The 17,337-nt window shown below is 62.5% G+C and carries 15 protein-coding genes, 1 tRNA gene and 2 pseudogenes; 4 read left to right on the top strand and 14 right to left on the bottom strand.

Features of this window, described 5'->3' with window-relative positions:
• The first annotated feature begins 9 nt into the window (after positions 1-9).
• The 3 genes from EV686_RS02245 to mutY all read left to right on the top strand — a co-directional run bounded on the left by EV686_RS02245 (position 10) and on the right by mutY (position 2,769).
• On the top strand, positions 10-681 hold the full coding sequence (locus tag EV686_RS02245) for a cell division ATP-binding protein FtsE (protein ID WP_132473654.1): 672 nt from the start codon (positions 10-12) through the stop codon (positions 679-681).
• Positions 678-1,586 (top strand): cell division protein FtsX, encoded by a 909-nt coding sequence (locus tag EV686_RS02240; protein ID WP_132473003.1) that lies wholly within the window; start codon positions 678-680, stop codon positions 1,584-1,586. Before EV686_RS02245 ends, EV686_RS02240 begins: the two co-directional genes overlap by 4 nt.
• A gap of 151 nt (positions 1,587-1,737) precedes the next feature.
• Positions 1,738-2,769, top strand: a complete 1,032-nt coding sequence (gene mutY, locus EV686_RS02235) for an A/G-specific adenine glycosylase (protein ID WP_132473652.1) — start codon at positions 1,738-1,740, stop codon at positions 2,767-2,769.
• A 22-nt stretch (positions 2,770-2,791) separates the two neighbouring features.
• Here the strand turns inward: mutY and EV686_RS02230 are convergent, their stop codons facing one another.
• From EV686_RS02230 to EV686_RS02195, 8 genes and pseudogenes are all read right to left on the bottom strand, one after another.
• The gene (locus EV686_RS02230; protein ID WP_132473001.1) at positions 2,792-5,548 is read right to left on the bottom strand and encodes an HAD-IC family P-type ATPase; all 2,757 of its coding nucleotides are present in this window, start codon (positions 5,546-5,548) and stop codon (positions 2,792-2,794) included.
• Between the two features lie 76 nt (positions 5,549-5,624).
• A pseudogene (locus tag EV686_RS02225) lies at positions 5,625-5,714 on the bottom strand (tripartite tricarboxylate transporter substrate-binding protein); the annotation flags it as partial.
• A gap of 69 nt (positions 5,715-5,783) precedes the next feature.
• Positions 5,784-6,782 (bottom strand): Bug family tripartite tricarboxylate transporter substrate binding protein, encoded by a 999-nt coding sequence (locus EV686_RS02220; RefSeq protein WP_132472999.1) that lies wholly within the window; start codon positions 6,780-6,782, stop codon positions 5,784-5,786.
• 98 nt (positions 6,783-6,880) lie between these two features.
• Complete coding sequence (locus EV686_RS02215) at positions 6,881-7,870, bottom strand: tripartite tricarboxylate transporter substrate binding protein (RefSeq protein WP_341539323.1); 990 nt, start codon at positions 7,868-7,870, stop codon at positions 6,881-6,883.
• A 92-nt stretch (positions 7,871-7,962) separates the two neighbouring features.
• A complete protein-coding gene (locus EV686_RS02210; RefSeq protein ID WP_243650706.1) occupies positions 7,963-8,895 on the bottom strand; it encodes a hydroxyacid dehydrogenase in 933 nt (310 codons plus the stop codon).
• Positions 8,892-9,575, bottom strand: a complete 684-nt coding sequence (locus EV686_RS02205) for an RraA family protein (protein ID WP_132472995.1) — start codon at positions 9,573-9,575, stop codon at positions 8,892-8,894. Before EV686_RS02205 ends, EV686_RS02210 begins: the two co-directional genes overlap by 4 nt.
• Positions 9,576-9,626: 51 nt before the next feature.
• Positions 9,627-9,815 (bottom strand): annotated as a pseudogene (locus EV686_RS02200) (hypothetical protein); the annotation flags it as partial.
• 139 nt (positions 9,816-9,954) lie between these two features.
• Positions 9,955-10,938, bottom strand: a complete 984-nt coding sequence (locus EV686_RS02195) for a Bug family tripartite tricarboxylate transporter substrate binding protein (protein ID WP_243650705.1) — start codon at positions 10,936-10,938, stop codon at positions 9,955-9,957.
• Positions 10,939-11,095: 157 nt separating this feature from the next.
• On the opposite strand from EV686_RS02195, the gene EV686_RS02190 reads away from it, so the two are divergent.
• Positions 11,096-11,851 (top strand): IclR family transcriptional regulator, encoded by a 756-nt coding sequence (locus tag EV686_RS02190; RefSeq protein WP_132472993.1) that lies wholly within the window; start codon positions 11,096-11,098, stop codon positions 11,849-11,851.
• 127 nt (positions 11,852-11,978) lie between these two features.
• Here EV686_RS02190 and EV686_RS02185 read toward each other — a convergent pair whose 3' ends face one another.
• From EV686_RS02185 to fdhE, 6 genes are all read right to left on the bottom strand, one after another.
• Positions 11,979-12,575, bottom strand: a complete 597-nt coding sequence (locus tag EV686_RS02185; RefSeq protein WP_132472991.1) for a Fic/DOC family protein — start codon at positions 12,573-12,575, stop codon at positions 11,979-11,981.
• Positions 12,562-12,768, bottom strand: a complete 207-nt coding sequence (locus EV686_RS19095; RefSeq protein WP_165972465.1) for an antitoxin VbhA family protein — start codon at positions 12,766-12,768, stop codon at positions 12,562-12,564. The genes EV686_RS02185 and EV686_RS19095 overlap by 14 nt, the downstream gene beginning before the upstream one ends.
• A gap of 204 nt (positions 12,769-12,972) precedes the next feature.
• Positions 12,973-13,068: transfer RNA gene (locus tag EV686_RS18505), tRNA-Sec, on the bottom strand.
• A 9-nt stretch (positions 13,069-13,077) separates the two neighbouring features.
• Entirely contained in the window at positions 13,078-15,024 is a 1,947-nt protein-coding gene (gene selB / locus EV686_RS02180) for a selenocysteine-specific translation elongation factor (protein WP_132472989.1), read from the bottom strand.
• Positions 15,021-16,406, bottom strand: coding sequence for an L-seryl-tRNA(Sec) selenium transferase (gene selA, locus EV686_RS02175; RefSeq protein ID WP_132472987.1), 1,386 nt, complete (start codon positions 16,404-16,406; stop codon positions 15,021-15,023). Before selA ends, selB begins: the two co-directional genes overlap by 4 nt.
• A complete protein-coding gene (fdhE, locus tag EV686_RS02170) occupies positions 16,406-17,317 on the bottom strand; it encodes a formate dehydrogenase accessory protein FdhE (RefSeq protein WP_132472985.1) in 912 nt (303 codons plus the stop codon). Before fdhE ends, selA begins: the two co-directional genes overlap by 1 nt.
• Positions 17,318-17,337 lie beyond the last annotated feature (20 nt).

Below are 17,337 nucleotides of genomic sequence, written 5' to 3'. Positions count from 1 at the left end.
GTGACCGCCATGATCGAATTCCAGCACGTATTCAAATCCTACGGACAAGGCAAAAACATCCTTGCCGACATCAATTTCCGCATCGACGTAGGCGAGTTCCTGTTCGTCTCCGGCCCGTCCGGCGCGGGAAAATCCACCCTGCTGAAACTGATCGGCGCGCTGGAGCCGCCCAGCCGGGGCTCGGTCACCATCAAGGGCCAGCGTACCGACCGCCTGTCCGCCAGGGCGCTGCCCTATCTGCGCCGGGCGGTCGGCGTCATCCTGCAGGACACGCACCTGCTGTACGACCGCAACGCTTTCCACAACGTCATGCTGCCCCTGGCCGTCATGGGGCTGAACAGCGCCCAGGCGGCCAATCGGGCGCGCGCGGCCATGGAAAAGGTAGGATTGTCGGGCAAGGAAGACTTCTATCCCGTGGAACTGTCGGGCGGCGAACAGCAGCGCCTGGCCATCGCCCGCGCCATCGTCAACCGTCCCGCCATTCTCATCGCCGACGAACCCACGGCCAACCTCGACCAGGAAAGCGCGCGCCGCATCATGGACGTATTCCGCGACTTCAACCGCGTCGGCGTCACGACACTGATCGCCTCGCACGACCGAGCCCTGATGGCCGGCTATGCCACGCGCACGCTTCTGGTCGAGCCCGGCCGCTTCACCGATATCGCGGGGGTGCGGGCATGAGGCGCTGGCTGAGGCAACACCATTATGCGCTGATGGTTTCGCTGCGCAGGCTGGCCAAGCAGCCGTTCTCGTCGATCGCAAACGTGCTGGTCATCGCCCTGTCGCTGACCCTTCCCATCGTGGGCGCATCCATTCTGCTTTCGGCGCAGCCCGTGCTGCGCGAGGTTTCCGTATCGCCGCAACTGACGTTGTTCCTGGAGCAGAACGTCACCGCCGAGCAGAATCGCGCGCTGGCGCAACAGCTGCAGCGCGACCACGGCGACGTCATCTCCTCGGTGCAGTCCATCCCCAAGGCCCAGGCCCTCAACAACCTGAAGAGCAATCCGGGCTGGTCCAGCGCCCTCTCCGTATTGCCGGGCAACCCTCTGCCAGACGCGCTGGTGGTGTCGCTGCGGGATAGCGAAAACCAGGCGGAAGAAGCCGACCGGCTGGCCGCCGACCTTGCCGACCTGGACGGCGTGGACACCGTGCAACTGGACAGCGAATGGGTACGCCGCCTGCAGGCCATCATGCACACAGCCCGCATCGGCCTGGGCCTGCTCGGCCTGGGCGTGATTCTCGTCGTGCTGGCCACGGTGTTCAATACCGTACGCATGCAGGCCCTGACGCAGCGCGAGGAAATCGCTGTAGCCCGCCTCGTCGGCGCCACGGAAACCTTTGTGCGCAGGCCATTCCTGTATCTCGGCGCCATGACCGGCATCGCCGCCAGCCTGATCGCCATCGGCGTTGCCGCGCTCGCACTGGTCCCGCTCAACGAAGCCCTGGGCCACCTGGCCGCCAGCTACGGAGCTCAGTTCGCGCTGCAACTGCCCGACGCCTCCAGCCTGCTGCTGGCGACCGTTGCCGTCGCCATCCTCGGGGCGGCCGCTGCACGCTGGTCCGTCACGCGCAACACCCGTTTCTGACATGGCCGCGGCAAAAAACAAGCATGCCGCCGGCCGTGACGGCGGCAGCGTCCGACATCCTCCGCCCCCCCAGCAGACCTTGTTCCCCGAGGACGGCGTGGCTGTCGGCGACATCCAGGTGCCGCCGCTGGAGCCATTCGCGCCTATCGTCATGCAATGGCAGAAACGGGCCGGCCGCCACCACCTTCCCTGGCAAGGCACGCGCGATCCCTACCGCATCTGGCTCTCGGAAATCATGCTGCAGCAGACCCAGGTTTCGGCGGTCATTGGCTATTACCAGCGTTTCCTGGAGCGCTTTCCCGACATCCGGTCCCTGGCGGCGGCAAGCCAGGACGAAGTCATGCCTTACTGGGCGGGGCTGGGCTACTACGCGCGCGCCCGCAACCTGCATCGTTGCGCGCAGGAGATCATCGCGCACTGGAACGGCAGCTTTCCCCCGACGGCCGAACAGATATCCACCCTGCCCGGCATCGGGCGCTCCACGGCGGCCGCCATCGCCGCCTTCGCCTACGGCGAGCGCAGTCCCATCATGGACGGCAACGTCAGGCGGGTATTCTGCCGCTACTTCGGCATCGACGGCCCTACCGGCAAGACCAGTACCGAAGCCGAGCTATGGGAAACGGCGGAACGCATCGTGGCAGCGGCTCCCGCATCGCTGGACATGGCGGCCTATACCCAGGGACTGATGGATCTCGGCGCCACGGTCTGTACGCGCGGCATGCCGGATTGCGCGGCATGCCCCGTGAACACCCACTGCATCGCACGGCAGACCGGCCGCCAGACCGAACTGCCCGTACCGCGCCAGAAAAAGGCTGTACCCGAGCGTCATTGCTCCATGCTGGTGCTGGTCCGCGAAGGGCAGGTACTGCTGGAGCAACGCCCGTCTCCCGGCATATGGGGAGGCCTCTGGAGCCTGCCTCAGTTCGACGATGCCGAGGCCCTGGCAAGCGCGTGCGAGGCGCAGGGCCTGCCTGCCGCGAACGCGCAGCGCATGGCGGGCCTGCTGCATGTTTTCACGCACTTCCGCCTGCATATCGATCCATGGCTGCTGCAGGCGACAGTCCCCGTCTTGCAAGAAGCACCGGCGGGAAAGCGCTGGACCCCGCTGGATGCGCTGGACCAGGCCGCCCTTCCCGCCCCGGTCCGCAAGATACTGGAAGGGATCGTCTCCACGCTGCGCTGACCGCATGCCGGAGCGAGCGGCGTCAGTGCTCCTCGGCCCTGTCCGACGCCAGCCTCAGCTCATCGAAGACGCCCAGCCGCCTGAGCACCCACTTTTCCACTTCCAGGAAAACCATCATGGCCAGGCCGGAGAGCACGATCACCGTCCCCTCGAACAAAGGAACCGGACGACTGTCGAATACGGCATGCATCCACGGCAGGTAGGTGAAGGCCAGTTGCGCCAGCACCACAGCCAGGATCGCCAGCAGCACGGCCGGCGTTCCCTTCAGGCCTTCCAGCGTGAACGAGCTGCCATGCATATAGCGCACGCTGAAGAGATAGAAGATCTCCATGACGCAGAACATGTTGACCACCATGGTGCGCGACGTCTCGACATCGTGGCCCAGACCCTGCCCCCAGCTGAAAATACCGAACGCCCCCACGCTGAACAGAACCGACACCAGCAGGATGCGCCACAGCATGAACGGCGACACCAGCGGCGCATCGCTGCGGCGCGGCGGCCGGCGCATGATGCCCGGCTCCGGCGGCTCGAAGGCCAGGGCCAGGCCCAGCGTCACCGTCAACACCATATTGATCCACAGGATCTGCGGCGCCGTCATCGGCAGTACCCAGCCGGCAAGCAGCGCCAGCACGATGGCAAGCGCTTCGCCGCCATTGGTGGGAACTGTCCAGCCGACCACTTTGCGGATGTTGTCGTAGACGGCGCGCCCCTCGTACACCGCGGCATCGATGGAAGCAAAGTTATCATCCGCCAGCACCATTTCGCTGGCCTCCTTGGCCGCTTCGGTACCCTTGTTCCCCATGGCGATGCCGATATCCGCCTGCTTCAGCGAAGGCGCATCGTTGACGCCGTCCCCTGTCATGGCCACGACATGGCTGCACGACTGCAGGGCGCGCACGATGCGCAGCTTGTGCTCGGGCGTGGTGCGGGCGAACACGCTGGCGGAGAGGGCCAGCGTCTGCAGCTCGTCATCGGACACATGATCCAGCTCCTGCCCGGTCACCACGCGTATATCGTCGGCGAGATGCAGCTGCGCGGCGATGGCGGCCGCGGTGGCGGCATGATCGCCGGTGATCATCTTGACCTGAATGCCCGCCGCGCGACAGTCCGCCACCGCCCGGATGGCCTCCTCGCGGGGCGGATCGATGAAACCGACGATGCCCGCGAACACTAGGTCGCCCACGTCCTCGAGCGCGAACCGCTGCGGCATCTCGGCATGCCTGCGCCACGCAAAGCCAAGGACACGCTGGCCGTCGGCCGCCGCCGCATCGATGGCGCTCCGCCAGAAATCGTGGTCCAGCGGCTCCGGCCCGCCGTCCGCCGACGCCTGCACGGCACACAGCGCGAGCATTTGCTCCGGCGCACCCTTGACGCACACCAGCGCCCCGCCTTCCTTTTCGTCGGCATGCAGCGTAGCCATGAAACGGTGGGCGGCATCGAACGGCACTTCGTCCCGGCGCGGCAAGTCCGCCAGTAACGTCCGTTCATCGAATCCCGCCTTGCCGGCGAATGCTAGCAGGGCGCCTTCCATGGGGTCGCCATCGACCCGCCACTGCCCATCGGACTCCGTCAATTTTGCGTCGTTGCACAGCAGGCCGATACGCGCGATGCGCCTGGCCGCGGCCAGCGCACTCCCGTCATCCTCCGGCGCGCTCAGCGTGCCGGACGGCGCGTAGCCGCCGCCCGAGACTGTGACCATTCCCGCCCTGGAGGTCACGCTGCGCACCGTCATTTCGTTTCTGGTCAGCGTGCCCGTCTTGTCCGAGCAGATGACGGTCGTCGCGCCCAGCGTTTCCACTGCGGGCAGGCGGCGCACGATGGCATTGCGCGCAGCCATGCGCCGCACGCCTATCGCCAGCGTGATGGTGATGACCGCGGGCAACCCTTCCGGCACGACGCCCACGGCCAGCGCGACCACGATCATCAGGGCATCCACCCAGGCATAGTCGCGCACCAGCACCGCGAACACGAACAGCACTGCCGCCGCTGCCAGCGCCACGAAGGTGAAGCCGCGCCCGAAACGGCCGATCTGCTGCAGCAGCGGCGTCTCCAGGCTTTCGACCTTGCCCAGCAAGGCTCCGATATGCCCGATCTGGGTACGCGCACCCGTCTCCACGACCACCGCCGTCGCCTGCCCGGATGCGATCAGCGTGCCCGAATAAAGCATAGACGTCCGCCCGCCCAGGTCCGCTTCCCCCGACACGGGATCGGCCGACTTTTCAACGGGAACCGACTCTCCCGTCAGGATCGATTCGTCAGCGCGCAAACCTCGGGCGCGCAGCAAGCGCGCGTCGGCAGGCACGCGGTCCCCCGCCTCCAGCAGCAGGATATCCCCGGGCACCAGTGTCTCGACATCGACAGCGATGCGTTCTCCTGCACGCAATACCCGCGCCGTCGGAGCCAGCATGGAACGCAAGGCGGAAAGCGCCTGCTCGGCCTTGCCCTCCTGAATGAAGCCGACGATGGCGTTGACGGTCACCACCACCACAATCACCGAGGCGTCAACATAGTGGCCGAGCAGCCCGGCGACGACCGCTGCCGACAGCAGGAACAGGATCAGGGAATTATTGAAATGGCGCAGGAAGCGCAGCCAGACGGGCGTGGGACGCGGCGCAGGAAGGGCATTCGGACCGTACAGGCCAAGCCGGCGCTCGGCCTCGGTATTTTCCAGGCCCTGGCTATTGGAGGATAGCTGGTTCAGGACCTGCTCCGCATCGGCGGCATGCCAGGGCGTTTCAGGTGAAGGAGGGGAGGGATTCAGCGTGTCTCGATCGGGCATAGGCTTTACGCGTGTGACGGAATTTATCGAATCCTGCGGATTCAAGTATATCCGTCACAACCCATGTCTGAAATCACACTGATGCCAGCGTGGCGAACGATGAATCCACCTGGCCGCCCATCAGATCGGTGACCGCCTGCGATGCCCCTTTGTACGGGATGTGGTTCATGCTGGCGGCAACTGCGCATATCGGTATGCGCCAGCCCCATGCCATCGGACTGGCGCCTTAACTCGATCAACGACTTTCAAAACCTGTTTTGGAAGCGACAACGCCCCACATTTCACTGCTGCCCTTCAACATCTGCGTGAAATCGGCGGTATCCACATGCCTGGGCTGAGCTCCCATTTTCTGGGCGAACTCCTGCATGTCGGGATCAGCCATTGCTGTTGCGACTTCTTTCTGCAGGCGTTGCAATACGGAGTCCGGCGTACCCTTGGGAGCCCAGATGCCTGTCCAGTTGATTACGCCAAAACCCTGCAGCCCGGATTCCGTAAACGTCGGAACGTCCGGCAGCGCAGCCGTACGCTGATCGCCGCTGATGGCGAGCAAACGCAGCTTGCCGCCCTGCACATTTCCTATTACGCCAGTCGTGGAGGCAAACTGCATATCGATCGTCTGCGCCAGGATGGCCTGCGTCGCCTCTGCCGCTCCCTTGAAAGGAACGTGCATGAATTTGACACCGGCCGTCAGCCCAAGGGATTCGGCGGCAAAATGCGGAATGGTGCCGGGACCGCCAGAACCATAAGTAATGGTGTCCGGCTCTTTTCTGGCCTGCTGAAGCAGATCATCCAGCGTCTTGTAAGGACTGTTCGCATTGACGGCCAATGTCATCGGCGCAAACAGGTAGGCCGTCACCGGCACGAGATCCTGAGCGTGATCGAACGGCAGTGTCTTGAAAATATGCGGCAACAGGGAGAGCGTCGTGTCATTGGCGACAAGCGTATAGCCGTCCGGCGCAGAGCGCGCCACTTGGGTCAAGCCAATGGTGCCTGTTGCACCCGGCTTGTTCTCGACGACAAAGCTTTGCCCGGTTTGCTCCGACAGCTTTTGCGCCATTTTCCTTGTGGCGACATCCACGGCGCCGCCTGGACCATAAGGAACAATGATGCGCACTGCCCTGCTTGGCCAGGAATCTTCCGCATGGGCGGGGCCTATTCCCGAAACCAGCAACGCCACGCAGGCCAGCGAAAATGCGCGCACAGGTATCTTGAAAAAAGAAAGCGTGTTATTCATTAACGTATCTCCTGATTTTTATAGTCGGATAGGAAAACCCGCCATCCTCATCCACCTGCGTGATATCTGAATATTCACCATGAGGATGGCAATAGTCTTTACTGCGTGCTGATATTTGCCGAACGGATGACTTCGGCCCAACGCGCCGTTTCCGTGCTGACAAAAGCGGAAAATTCTTCAGCGCTGGAACCGACCGCCTGTACTCCCAGCTCAGAGAATCGTTGAATGACTTCTGGCGCTGCCAGCGCCTTTTGGACCGCCTGCCCCAGCTTGGCGACAATATCCGCCGGCGTGCCGGACGGGACGAACAGACCGTTCCATTCGTAGACCTGGAAATCAGGCAGGACAGACGCCGAAACCGTCGGCAGGTCCCAATCTGCGACAGGCTCTGCCGCGGTAATGGCCAGCGCACGCAGCTTGCCCGCCTTGACCAGCGGCCCGCTTGCAGAAGTCGCGCTGAACATGAGATCGATCTGCCCGCCTGCCAGGTCCGTCAAGGCCGGAGCGCCTCCGCGATAGGGAATATGCGTCATGGAGATCTTGGTTCCCATGGAAAACAATTCTCCAGCCAGATGCTGGGCGCTGCCGTTCCCTGCCGAGGCGTAATTGATCGCGCCCGGCTTGGCGGCGGCAATTTTCACGACATCCTGCAGCGACTTGAACTCCGACTGCGCCGGCGCCACGACCAGCAATGGAACGCGGGTAATCAGCGATACGGGCGTGAAGTCGCGCGCTGCGTCATAAGACAGGCCGGGCAACAGGCTTGGATTGACCGCAAACGATGTCGCGTCGAGCAGCAGGGTATAGCCATCCGCCGGCGCCTTGGCTACGGCAGCGGCGCCGATGCTTCCCGAGCCGCCGGGCCGATTGTCCACAACGATCGTTTGATCAAGAATATTCCCCATATGCGTTGCAAGCAGACGCGCCGTGACGTCGGCATTTCCGCCTGCGGGATACGGAACAACCAGCTTGATAGGCTTGTCGGGCCATGCGGCAGAAGCGCCGCTGCTGCAAACAGCCAGCACGCCGCAGGCCAGCATGCGGCGCAAGCCGGGCAAACGTGAAACGTTAAAAAACCCATCCATCATCAACTCTCCTCATCCAATTTTTTTCGAGATATGAAACCGGCAACGCTGTGGCGTAGCTGCGTGTGCGGCCTGCAAGCCAGCTTCATGCAAAATCAGGAATGCCTTGCCAGTACATTCAATGCATTGCGCGCCGCGGCCACTCCCATGCTGACGTACGCAGCGCTGGTGACTCCCCCTACATGCGGACTGAGAATGAAACCCTTCCGCCCCTGGAAGGGATGTCCTTGCGCCATCGGCTCCTGTGAAAAGGAGTCCAGTCCGGCGGAACGCACATGGCCGGAGCTCACCGCCTTCAGCAACGCAACCTCATCGATCAATCCGCCGCGCGCCGTGTTCACTACGATCACTCCCGGCCGGCAAGCCGCCAGTGTTTTTTCGTTGATGATTTTTGCGTTGTCTGCCGTCAGCGGGCAGTGCAGTGAAATCACGTCCGACTCGCGCCAGAGCGTGTCGAGATCGACAGGCTGGATGTGCCCGGGCAGGTCGCTCGCATAAGGATCAAAGCCGATGACCCGCATTCCGATGGCCGAAGCCATCAGCGCGGTTTTCCGGCCGATAGCGCCAAGGCCGACCAGGCCAAGCGTCTTTCCGCCAAGCTCCAGGCTCTTGTGCGTCGCCTTGTCCCAATGACCCGAATGCATTCTCTCGTTAAGCTCGGTCACGGACTTCGCGCAGGCCAGGATCAGCGTCAGCGCCTGTTCGGCGACTGCCTGCGCATTGGCGCCGACCGCGGCGACGACTTCGATGTCTCGATTCTTGGCCGCGGCCTTGTCGATCGTATCCGTTCCGCTGCCATGCTTGGAGATCACTCGCAAGGCGGGCGCGGCGTCCATGGCGGCCGCGCCGACTTTGCTGTAGCGGACAATGATGGCGACCGGATTATGCCTGGCGCACAAATCGACGATATCCTGCTCGGACGGGGTCCGGCCCGCATAGACGATTTCGTAATCGCCCAGAAGCGCAAGCGCTTCCGGAGCCAGGTCGGCAGCCGTGACGAGAAAGGCAGGTTTCCCTTCTACGCTCACAGTGTTTCTCCTTCCTTCAGAACGCCAGCTTTGCGCAACGCGCCGTCCAGCCATTTTGCTGTCGTATCGCCGCCTTCGATAGCAGCGATACGCGCAGCCTCGTCCTTGACCTTTTTGGCCGCCAGGGGAAGCAGGGATTCGATCTTGCCGCGCTCGACCACGACGACGCCATCGTTATCCCCGGTAATGAAGTCACCGGGGTAAACAGTCACACCTCCAACACTGACCGGATGACCAATACGGCCGCCGATGTTCTTGGTGGGACCATTCGGATTCGTGCCCGCCGCAAATACCGGATAGCCCATTTCAATGATTTCAAGACTGTCGCGCGCGGCACCGTCCATGACGATGCCGGCCAGGCCCAGCTTGCGGCACGCCGTCATCATGATCGTGCCCATCAATGCCGAGCTGAGATCCGCCTTGCCATCGATGACCAGCACATCGCCCGGCTTGGCCAATGCGATGGCGGCATGGATCATGAGGTTATCGCCAGGCCTGACTTCTACGGTAAAGGCCGTTCCCGACAGCCGCATGCTCGGATGCAAGGCGCGAATGCGTCCATGCAAAGCGCCGCGCCTGCCGGCGACATCCGCCAGGATGGCAGGCTGGAACTCACTTGCCTGCCTGACGATATCCGCAGGAACCCGAGGAAACTCTTTGATGATTTCAGGCATGTTCATAATGGAAATCCTTTTTTGAAAATAAAATTACCAAATAATGTCGGGCGCCTGCGGCTCGGTTGGCAATGCCGGCAGGCGGGCGGATGAGGTCGTTGCCAATACACGCAGGCGGCCGGACTGGACATGCGGCAACGCGGCCGAGACAGGAGCAAATGCCTCTACCGCGTCATACGGCAATTTCACGAGGTGAGGCGCGATTGCCTGAGGACCGATCGACGTACCCAGCAACGTCAAGCCATCGAAGCGGCCGTCGTATACATGCAAGTGGCAATCGCACGCATCCGCCGGGATACCAACGGTCGGCGCCGCGCTGCCGACCGTATAGGCCAGAGGGACATTCGGCATGGGCATGGCTTTCATCCGGGCGGGCATCGGTGCATCAATCGACGCGGGCTCCTGCGTCCGTGACGATCTGCCCCCAGCGCGCCTTTTCCGCACGGATCAACTCGCCAAAGGCTTCCGCTGTACCAGGGCTGGCTTCCGCACCCTGGGTCGCATATTTGACGCGTACGTCCTCCGCCTGCAGGGCTGCATTGAAAGCCGCATTCAGTTTTTGAACCGCCTCTTGCGGCATGCCCTTGGGGCCGACCAGGCCAAACCAGGTGACGGCTTCGAAACCAGGGAAACCAGATTCAGCCAGTGTCGGAACATCGGGCAAATCATCGGTACGGTTCAGGGATGTCACCGCAATCGCGCGCATTTTCCCATTGCGAATATGGCCAATCAGTGTCGGCACGGAAGACATGTACATATCCACCTGCCCGCCGATCAGATCGTTCGCGCCCTGCGCCGCGCCTTTGTAGGGAATGTGCGTGAACTGGATGCCTGCAAGCTTCTGCAGTTGCTCCACAGTCAGATGCGCAACCGTCCCATTGCCGGATGTGGCGTAATCGAGTTCCGTTGGATTCTTGCGCGCGAACGCCAGAATTTCTTCAATCGTCTTGTAAGGAGATTCCGTCGAAACGACCAATACCAAAGGCGCGGACGCGACTTGCCCGATGGGAACCAGATCCGTTTCCGGATCGTATGGCAGCGACGAATACAGCGTCGGATTGATCGCCAGGTTGCTGGTCTGTCCCAAACCGATGGTATAGCCATCCGCCGGCGCCTTTGCGACGGCATCGATGCCAAGGTTTCCGCCTGCGCCGGGGCGGTTTTCCGTCACGATGTTCCAGCCATTGGTGCTGGCAACCTTGTTCGCCGCTTCTCGCGCAATGGAATCGGTGCCGCCACCGGGAGGAAACGGCACGATCAGCCGAATAGGCCTGTCGGGATAGGACTGGGCTGCGGCAGGCTGGATTCCCGCAATGAAAAGCGTTGCCGTGGCCAGCAGCGCGCCAGTAATACGGTGCATGCAATACATGACTTGTCTCCTTTTGTTTTATACGAAGAACAAAAACCGAAACCTTCCGGATATATGGCTCAAAGATGCATATGAGCTGGGCTACATTTTGAATTAGCGTTTCATCATCTACAATGCTGTTTCTCTAGACAAAATGCATACCACCAAGTGAAATATAATGAATAAGGACAGCCAAACACGAACGATGGACTCGCCTGGCGGCGTCATTGCAGTTACGCGCGCCCTTAGAATCCTGGAAGCTTTCGATATGGGAGAGACCTGGCTTTCGCTGGCCGAACTCAGCCGCCGCGCCGGCCTCAACAAGTCGACCACGCTAAGGCTGGCCAGGACGCTTGCCCTGTCCGGCTATCTGGTCCCGAAAGAAGAAGGCGGCTGGCGCCTCGGCCCGTCCGCAGGCTGGCTTGGCGCACGCTACCAAGCCGGATTCGATGTCCACAACGTGGTCGAACCCATGCTGCTCGATCTGTCTCAAAAGACGGGGGAAAGCACCGCTTTCTATGTGCGCGAAGGAGAAATGCGCATGTGCATCATGCGTGTGGAAGGGCCTCAGCCCATTCGCCATCATCCACGCATGGGAGCCCTGCTGCCACTGGACAAGGGCTCGCCGGGACGCGTGATTCTGGCCTTTTCCGGCAAGCCAGGAAAACTGTACGAAACCATCCGCCAGCGCGGCTATCACCTATCGATCGGCGAAAGGGAAAAAGGGGTCGCAACCATATCCGCCCCCGTATTCAGCCTGAACTGGAAGCTGCTGGGATCGGTATGTATTTCGGGGCCTGCCGAGCGGCTGCCCAAGAAACGGCTTGAAGGCTACGCGAAAATCGTCGTGCAGGCCGCCAACCAACTGTCGTATGCCCTGGCGGGCGCGGCAACGGCCAATACGCCCAGAACAGTTTCCACCTGGCATCCATAGAAATGTAGGGTAGTAGCTTTCCCCACTACATTAGCAAAGAAAGGGCTTTTTTCACTCGCCGGGTTCCCTCTGATTCGAGGCTAGGCCAAGACTGACGGAACTTAGACAGCACATGTCCCCAGGAGTCTTATTCCCGGTCAAGATCAACAAGGTTGTCCTTGATTAGCTTTGTCATAAATACAGGGCTTGACTCATAGGCTTCGATCGAGGCTTTGATCATGTCGTCGCGTTCGATATTCTCCCATCGAATCTCGTATCCGGCATTTTGTGCCAGTTGTCCCATGAAAACGCGCAGCGTGCGTCCATTTCCATCTCTGAACGGGTGAAGGACGTTGAGCTCTCCCAGATAGTGGGCGGCGCGTTGACTGAATTGCTCGGTGGACAAGCCTTCCAGGTATTGTTCATTCCGAAGCTGATCGGTGAGTCGTTTGGCCTCGGACTGGATATAGGTAATGTTGGCGAACCTGGTATTGCCTTTGGATATGTCAACCGTGCGAATTTGCCCGGCCCACTCATAGATGTCGCCAAAGAGCTTTTTGTGGATCGCTTGCAAGTGCGTCAGGTCAAAATTGCCTTTGATGGGATGTTGCTCAAGCTCAAGCGCCCGCAGGAATGCCACAGATGCCTCAGCCTCTTCAAGACTGGTATCAGTCGTCAATCCAAGCTTGTTCTTTAAAACCCCTGTTTCCGGGTCTATGTAGGCGTCAGCATCACTGTACTTCATCGTATGAAGACTTCCCGCTGCGTAGTTTTATCCTTGCGAGTGCGTTCTGGACAGCAGCATCGATCGTCATTTCGCCTCGCACGATACGCTGCGAATCAGCCAATACCTGCGTTTCAACGGTCAGGCCCTCAAGACGCCACGACCCAACGACATTACTGATGCGTTGCTGGTTTTTTCTGCTTATCGTAGACATCCTTTCCTCTCATTCAGGCCTGTCTGCGGCGCTGGCGAAGCTGTGTGTGGAAGACTTATATTATAAATCCTTCCCCCGCAAGCACCTGATTTTTCGATGACTCCGCACGTCCCAGGGGAAAGTCACTGCACTCCCTTGGCAGCCTCTTTAATGACGTACTCAGTGCAAAAAGAGCCAGCAAGAATTGCAAAAGTCACATTGACTTGGCGGAAGGACATGGGAGTCGAACCCACCCGGGACAGGCTCGCTGCCCCAACCGGATTTGAAGTCCGGCCGCCCCACCGGGGACGATGTCCTTCCTTTGTTGCTTCAATCGCCGAAAAGGTCGACGCGATGCGGGTTTATACGCCGTAAATCGCCCCGGCGCAAGGTCAGGCCGAGACGGTCGAAGAAGTCCAGGATCTCGATAGCGACCTTGCGGCCGTTCTGCACGCGATCGCGGAATGCAGGCGCCGTGAACCAGCCATCCTCGCTTTGCTCAGCCACATCGAGAATGATCGCCACCATTTCCCGCGTGACTTCGCGTGCGAAGAAATGGTCGTGCGCGATCTGATCGGTCCAGCCCAGCTTCTGGGTCAGCCGCATCATGCGGCGGATTTCGCGTTCGTCGATTTCGAACGCATTGGCGAAATCACGCACCCTCGGAGGCCGGAAACGGCCCTCGCCCAGCAGTTGCGGATGAATCCGGGAAAACAGCGCCTCGTCTTCCGGGGACAACTTTACCATGTGGCCCGGCAGCCGCACGAATGCGCCATCGAGCGCCACCCGGCCCGCACCCGCTTCTTCGCCGAGAAAACGCAGGAAACTGTCCTTTGGAAGCCGGGGTGTCAGCGACAGGCGCAGCTTCTCCCGGCCGATCCCGGAAAGGTCCGGGTTCTCTTCGTGAAAGGTCTGCAACTGCGCCAGCAGGTCCGCGCGCAGCCTGTCCAATGCGGAAGACGACAGTACCAGGTCTCCGATTGCCGCCACGCCGATGCAGGCCGGCATTTGCGACAGACTGCGATACGGCAGGCCGCGATCTCGCAGGAACGCCGGCAGATCGACCGTGACGGCCGCAGGCATCTCGTCCCGTCCATCCATGCCTCCGGCTGGATCGGCAACGAGCGCGGACAGCGCGGCCTCCGGCCCCTCGATGCGCGAAGCCTCCAGCCAGGCCAGACGCTCCGGAGTGCTGCGCTTGCGGGCGGGCGGGCGCAGATCGAGGAAGCGGCCGCCGCCGATCGTGCGGCTGGCGGACGTATCCCGCAGAATGAAGGTATCTCCAACAGTGGCCGCGACGGGATGCTCCAGCACAAGCTGCACCAGGCCGCGCCCGCCCGGGCTCAAGGGCCCTTGCAACGGCACGATGCGCACGCCCGTTTCGAAGGCGTGGCTGTACAGGCGGGCCGGGAACCAGATGCCGAGCGGCTTCGGCTCGCTGGCCAGCAGCGTCAGCTCGGCGTCGATCCGCGCCGTCGGCGCATGCAGCGCCGGAGCCAGCAACAGGTCGCCGCGATGGATCGCCTCTTTCGTCACGCCATCGCCGGCCAGGTTCAGGGCGCATCGCTGCCCCGCCACGCCTTCGGCGGCCTTGCGGTTCTGGGCATGGATGCCGCGCACGCGCGCCGACAGCCCCATCGGGCTGATCATCACGCTGTCATCCAGGCCGACACGCCCCGCAAGCACGGTACCGGTGACGACGGTGCCGACGCCTTGCAGGACGAAACTACGGTCCACCGCAAAGCGAAACAGGCCCGAGGCATCCCTGGCTGCTGCTTCGGCTTCGCAGGCCGCCAGCGCCGCCCTCAGGTCATCGATCCCTTCGCCGGTTACGGAAGAGACCGCCATGACGGGCGCATCGCCCAGATTGGTGCCTGCCAGGGCATCCCTGATTTCCTCGACGACTTCCGCCCTGCGCTCGGGACCCGCCAGGTCCGCCTTGGTCAGGGCCACGATCGCCCGCCGGATGCCGAGCAGATCCAGGATCGCCAGGTGTTCGCGGGTCTGCGGCATGATGCCATCGTCCGCGGCTACCACCAGCAGCGCCATGTCGATCCCGCCGGCGCCCGCCAGCATGGTATGAATGAGGCGCTCGTGCCCCGGGACGTCGACGAAGCCGGTAATGCCGCCTCCGCCCAGGTCAGCATAGGCGAAACCCAGTTCTATGGTGATGCCGCGCGCCTTTTCCTCGGCCAGCCGGTCGCCATCGACGCCCGTCAGCGCCCTGACGAGCGCTGTCTTTCCGTGGTCGATGTGTCCAGCGGTGCCGACGATCATGGTGCTTCCAGCGCCTCCAGCGCCTCTATCAGTTGCGCATCATCCCCCAGGCAGCGCAGGTCGAGGACAAGCGCGCCATCGCGGATATGGCCGATCACCGGCATGGGCAAAGCGCGCAGCCGCGCAGACAGCCTGTCCGGCGCATCTCCCCCCGGTCCCGTCAGCCGCAGGCCGGCACTGGGGATGGTATCGACCGGCAATGCGCCGGAGCCGATCTGGCTTTCGCAGTCGGCGACCGACGCGGCGTAGCCCAGCGGCTCCAGCAAGGCCTGCACCCGCGGCTGCAGGCGCGCCGCCTGGGCCGCGATATCGGCCTTCACGCGCGTCAACATGCGCAGCGTAGGCAAACGTTCAATCAGCCGGTCCGGATCGAGATACAGGCGCAGCGTGGCTTCCAGCGCGCTGATACGGATCTTGTCCAGGCGCAGGGCGCGCTTGAGCGGATTTTTGTTGATGGCTGCGATCAAGTCGCGGCGCCCCACGATGAAGCCTGCCTGCGGTCCGCCCAGCAGCTTGTCGCCGGAGAACGTCACCAGGTCCGCACCCTCGGCGACGGCCTCCGCCACCGTGGGCTCGCGCCGCAATCCATAGGCCGACAAATCGACAAGCGAGCCCGAGCCCAGGTCGTTGAGCAGCGGCACGCCAGCCTGGCGCGCGATGGCGGACAACTGCGGCGCCTGCACCTCGGCGGTGAAGCCTTCGATACGGTAGTTGGACGTATGCACCTTCAGGATCACGCCGGTATCCGGCGTGATCGCGCTTTCGTAATCGCGCGGGTGGGTGCGGTTCGTCGTGCCGACCTCGACCAGGCGCGCGCCTGCGCGCGCCATGATGTCGGGCATGCGGAATGCGCCGCCAATCTCGATCAGTTCGCCGCGCGAGACGATGGCTTCGCGCCCCTGGCCCAGCGTATTGAGCGCGATGAGCACGGCAGCGGCATTATTGTTGACGATGGTGGCGTCTTCGGCCCCCGTCAGCTCGCAGAGAAGTCCGCGCAGATGATCGTCGCGCTGTCCGCGTCCGCCGCCGTCCAGGTCGAACTCCAGCGCCAGCGGATTGGCCATGGCGTTCACGGCCGCCTGCATGGCCTCCTGCGCCAGGATGGCGCGCCCAAGATTGGTGTGCAGCACGGTGCCGGTCAGGTTCAGGACCGGACACAGCCTGGAGCGGGCTTCCAGCGCCAGCGTCTCGGCCACCTGGCGCGGCAGCGCCTGGGCCAGCGCGGCGCCGTCGTCTCCGGCGCGGATGGCTTCCCGGGCGGCATCCAGCCGCTGCCTGGCGACGGCCAGCACCCTGGCCCGCCCGTGCTGATCAACAAGCGCCTTCCCGGTATCGGAGAGCAGGAACTGATCCACCGATGGCAATGCGCGAAATCCCGACATCAATACCCCGCGATGAAAGGGTTAAGGCCGTACTTGCGTTTTCCGCTGTCTTTCATGAGCATGTCCAGACCGATACTGCCGACATCATCGGCCACCGGATCCAGACTGGCGTTCTTGACCTGGTAGAAGATCTTGACCCAGGAATTGCATTCCGCGCATGTCTCCGCCTTGACGGTGGCTTCGTGCGTTTCGACCGAGCGGTAGCTGATGCCTTTGGTTGACCCGCAGCACAGGCACTTGACCCGTACCTCGTTCCACTGCGTGGCGCAGCAGGAACAGGTAGCATAGCGTACATTTTCGATCCCGGGGGTGCCCATCACCGAGGAGCTGACGGGGCGGCCGCCGCAAGAGGGGCACACGCCCGTACTGATACGCACCAGGGCGCCTGCATCCAGCGTGGCCGCCAGGCGCGCCATATGGATCTGCACAGCGGCGGACGCGAACAGGTGAGGCGCCGCGCTGTCTTCGGGAATGTTGTCGGACAGAACGTTGGACAGCAGCCAGCGCCGATCTTCATCATCGGCCTCTTGCACCGCGGCCAGAGCATCGCGTGCCTGTTCAGGCATTTCGAACCCGGCGGCTTCGTCGCAAAAGGCTGCAAGCGTTGCGATCAGTTGCGGATCATCCGCCAGCGCCATGCGGTCGATGGGAGGCATGGCTGCCGTGGCCGCTTCCTTGCGCCGCTTTTCGCCGACGGGTTCCACCGCAGGCAGGATCACCGACAGGCGTGCCTGGAGAGAGGAAATTTCAGCCAGCAGCCTCAGGTAGGGAGAAAGATTGCTGCTTTCCGCCAGGAAGGAGAAACGCTTCGCTCGCGTCTGGAACAGGCGGACGGGATCCGGCAAAAAAGCCAGCGGCGCCTCTGGGACGCCGCCGATTAAAGATGGGTCGGGTTGCAAGGTATTCGACATGTATGCTCCGGACCTGCCGG

The sequence above is a fragment of the Paracandidimonas soli genome (assembly GCF_004342005.1).
GTDB classification, from domain to species: domain Bacteria; phylum Pseudomonadota; class Gammaproteobacteria; order Burkholderiales; family Burkholderiaceae_B; genus Paracandidimonas; species Paracandidimonas soli.
Note: the sequence above shows the minus strand (reverse complement) of the source record. Positions and strands in the feature narration are given on the sequence as shown.

Coding starts and splice junctions, on each gene's coding strand:
- EV686_RS02215 (WP_341539323.1), bottom strand. CDS start 7,870: ATGATGGATGGGTTTTTTAACGTTTCACGTTTGCCCGGCTTGCGCCGC.
- EV686_RS02185 (WP_132472991.1), bottom strand. CDS start 12,575: ATGAAGTACAGTGATGCTGACGCCTACATAGACCCGGAAACAGGGGTT.
- EV686_RS02240 (WP_132473003.1), top strand. CDS start 678: ATGAGGCGCTGGCTGAGGCAACACCATTATGCGCTGATGGTTTCGCTG.
- mutY (WP_132473652.1), top strand. CDS start 1,738: ATGCAATGGCAGAAACGGGCCGGCCGCCACCACCTTCCCTGGCAAGGC.
- EV686_RS02195 (WP_243650705.1), bottom strand. CDS start 10,938: ATGTATTGCATGCACCGTATTACTGGCGCGCTGCTGGCCACGGCAACG.
- selA (WP_132472987.1), bottom strand. CDS start 16,406: ATGTCGGGATTTCGCGCATTGCCATCGGTGGATCAGTTCCTGCTCTCC.
- selB (WP_132472989.1), bottom strand. CDS start 15,024: ATGATCGTCGGCACCGCTGGACACATCGACCACGGAAAGACAGCGCTC.
- EV686_RS02230 (WP_132473001.1), bottom strand. CDS start 5,548: ATGCCCGATCGAGACACGCTGAATCCCTCCCCTCCTTCACCTGAAACG.
- EV686_RS02220 (WP_132472999.1), bottom strand. CDS start 6,782: ATGAATAACACGCTTTCTTTTTTCAAGATACCTGTGCGCGCATTTTCG.
- EV686_RS02190 (WP_132472993.1), top strand. CDS start 11,096: ATGAATAAGGACAGCCAAACACGAACGATGGACTCGCCTGGCGGCGTC.
- EV686_RS02205 (WP_132472995.1), bottom strand. CDS start 9,575: ATGAACATGCCTGAAATCATCAAAGAGTTTCCTCGGGTTCCTGCGGAT.
- EV686_RS02245 (WP_132473654.1), top strand. CDS start 10: ATGATCGAATTCCAGCACGTATTCAAATCCTACGGACAAGGCAAAAAC.
- fdhE (WP_132472985.1), bottom strand. CDS start 17,317: ATGTCGAATACCTTGCAACCCGACCCATCTTTAATCGGCGGCGTCCCA.
- EV686_RS19095 (WP_165972465.1), bottom strand. CDS start 12,768: ATGTCTACGATAAGCAGAAAAAACCAGCAACGCATCAGTAATGTCGTT.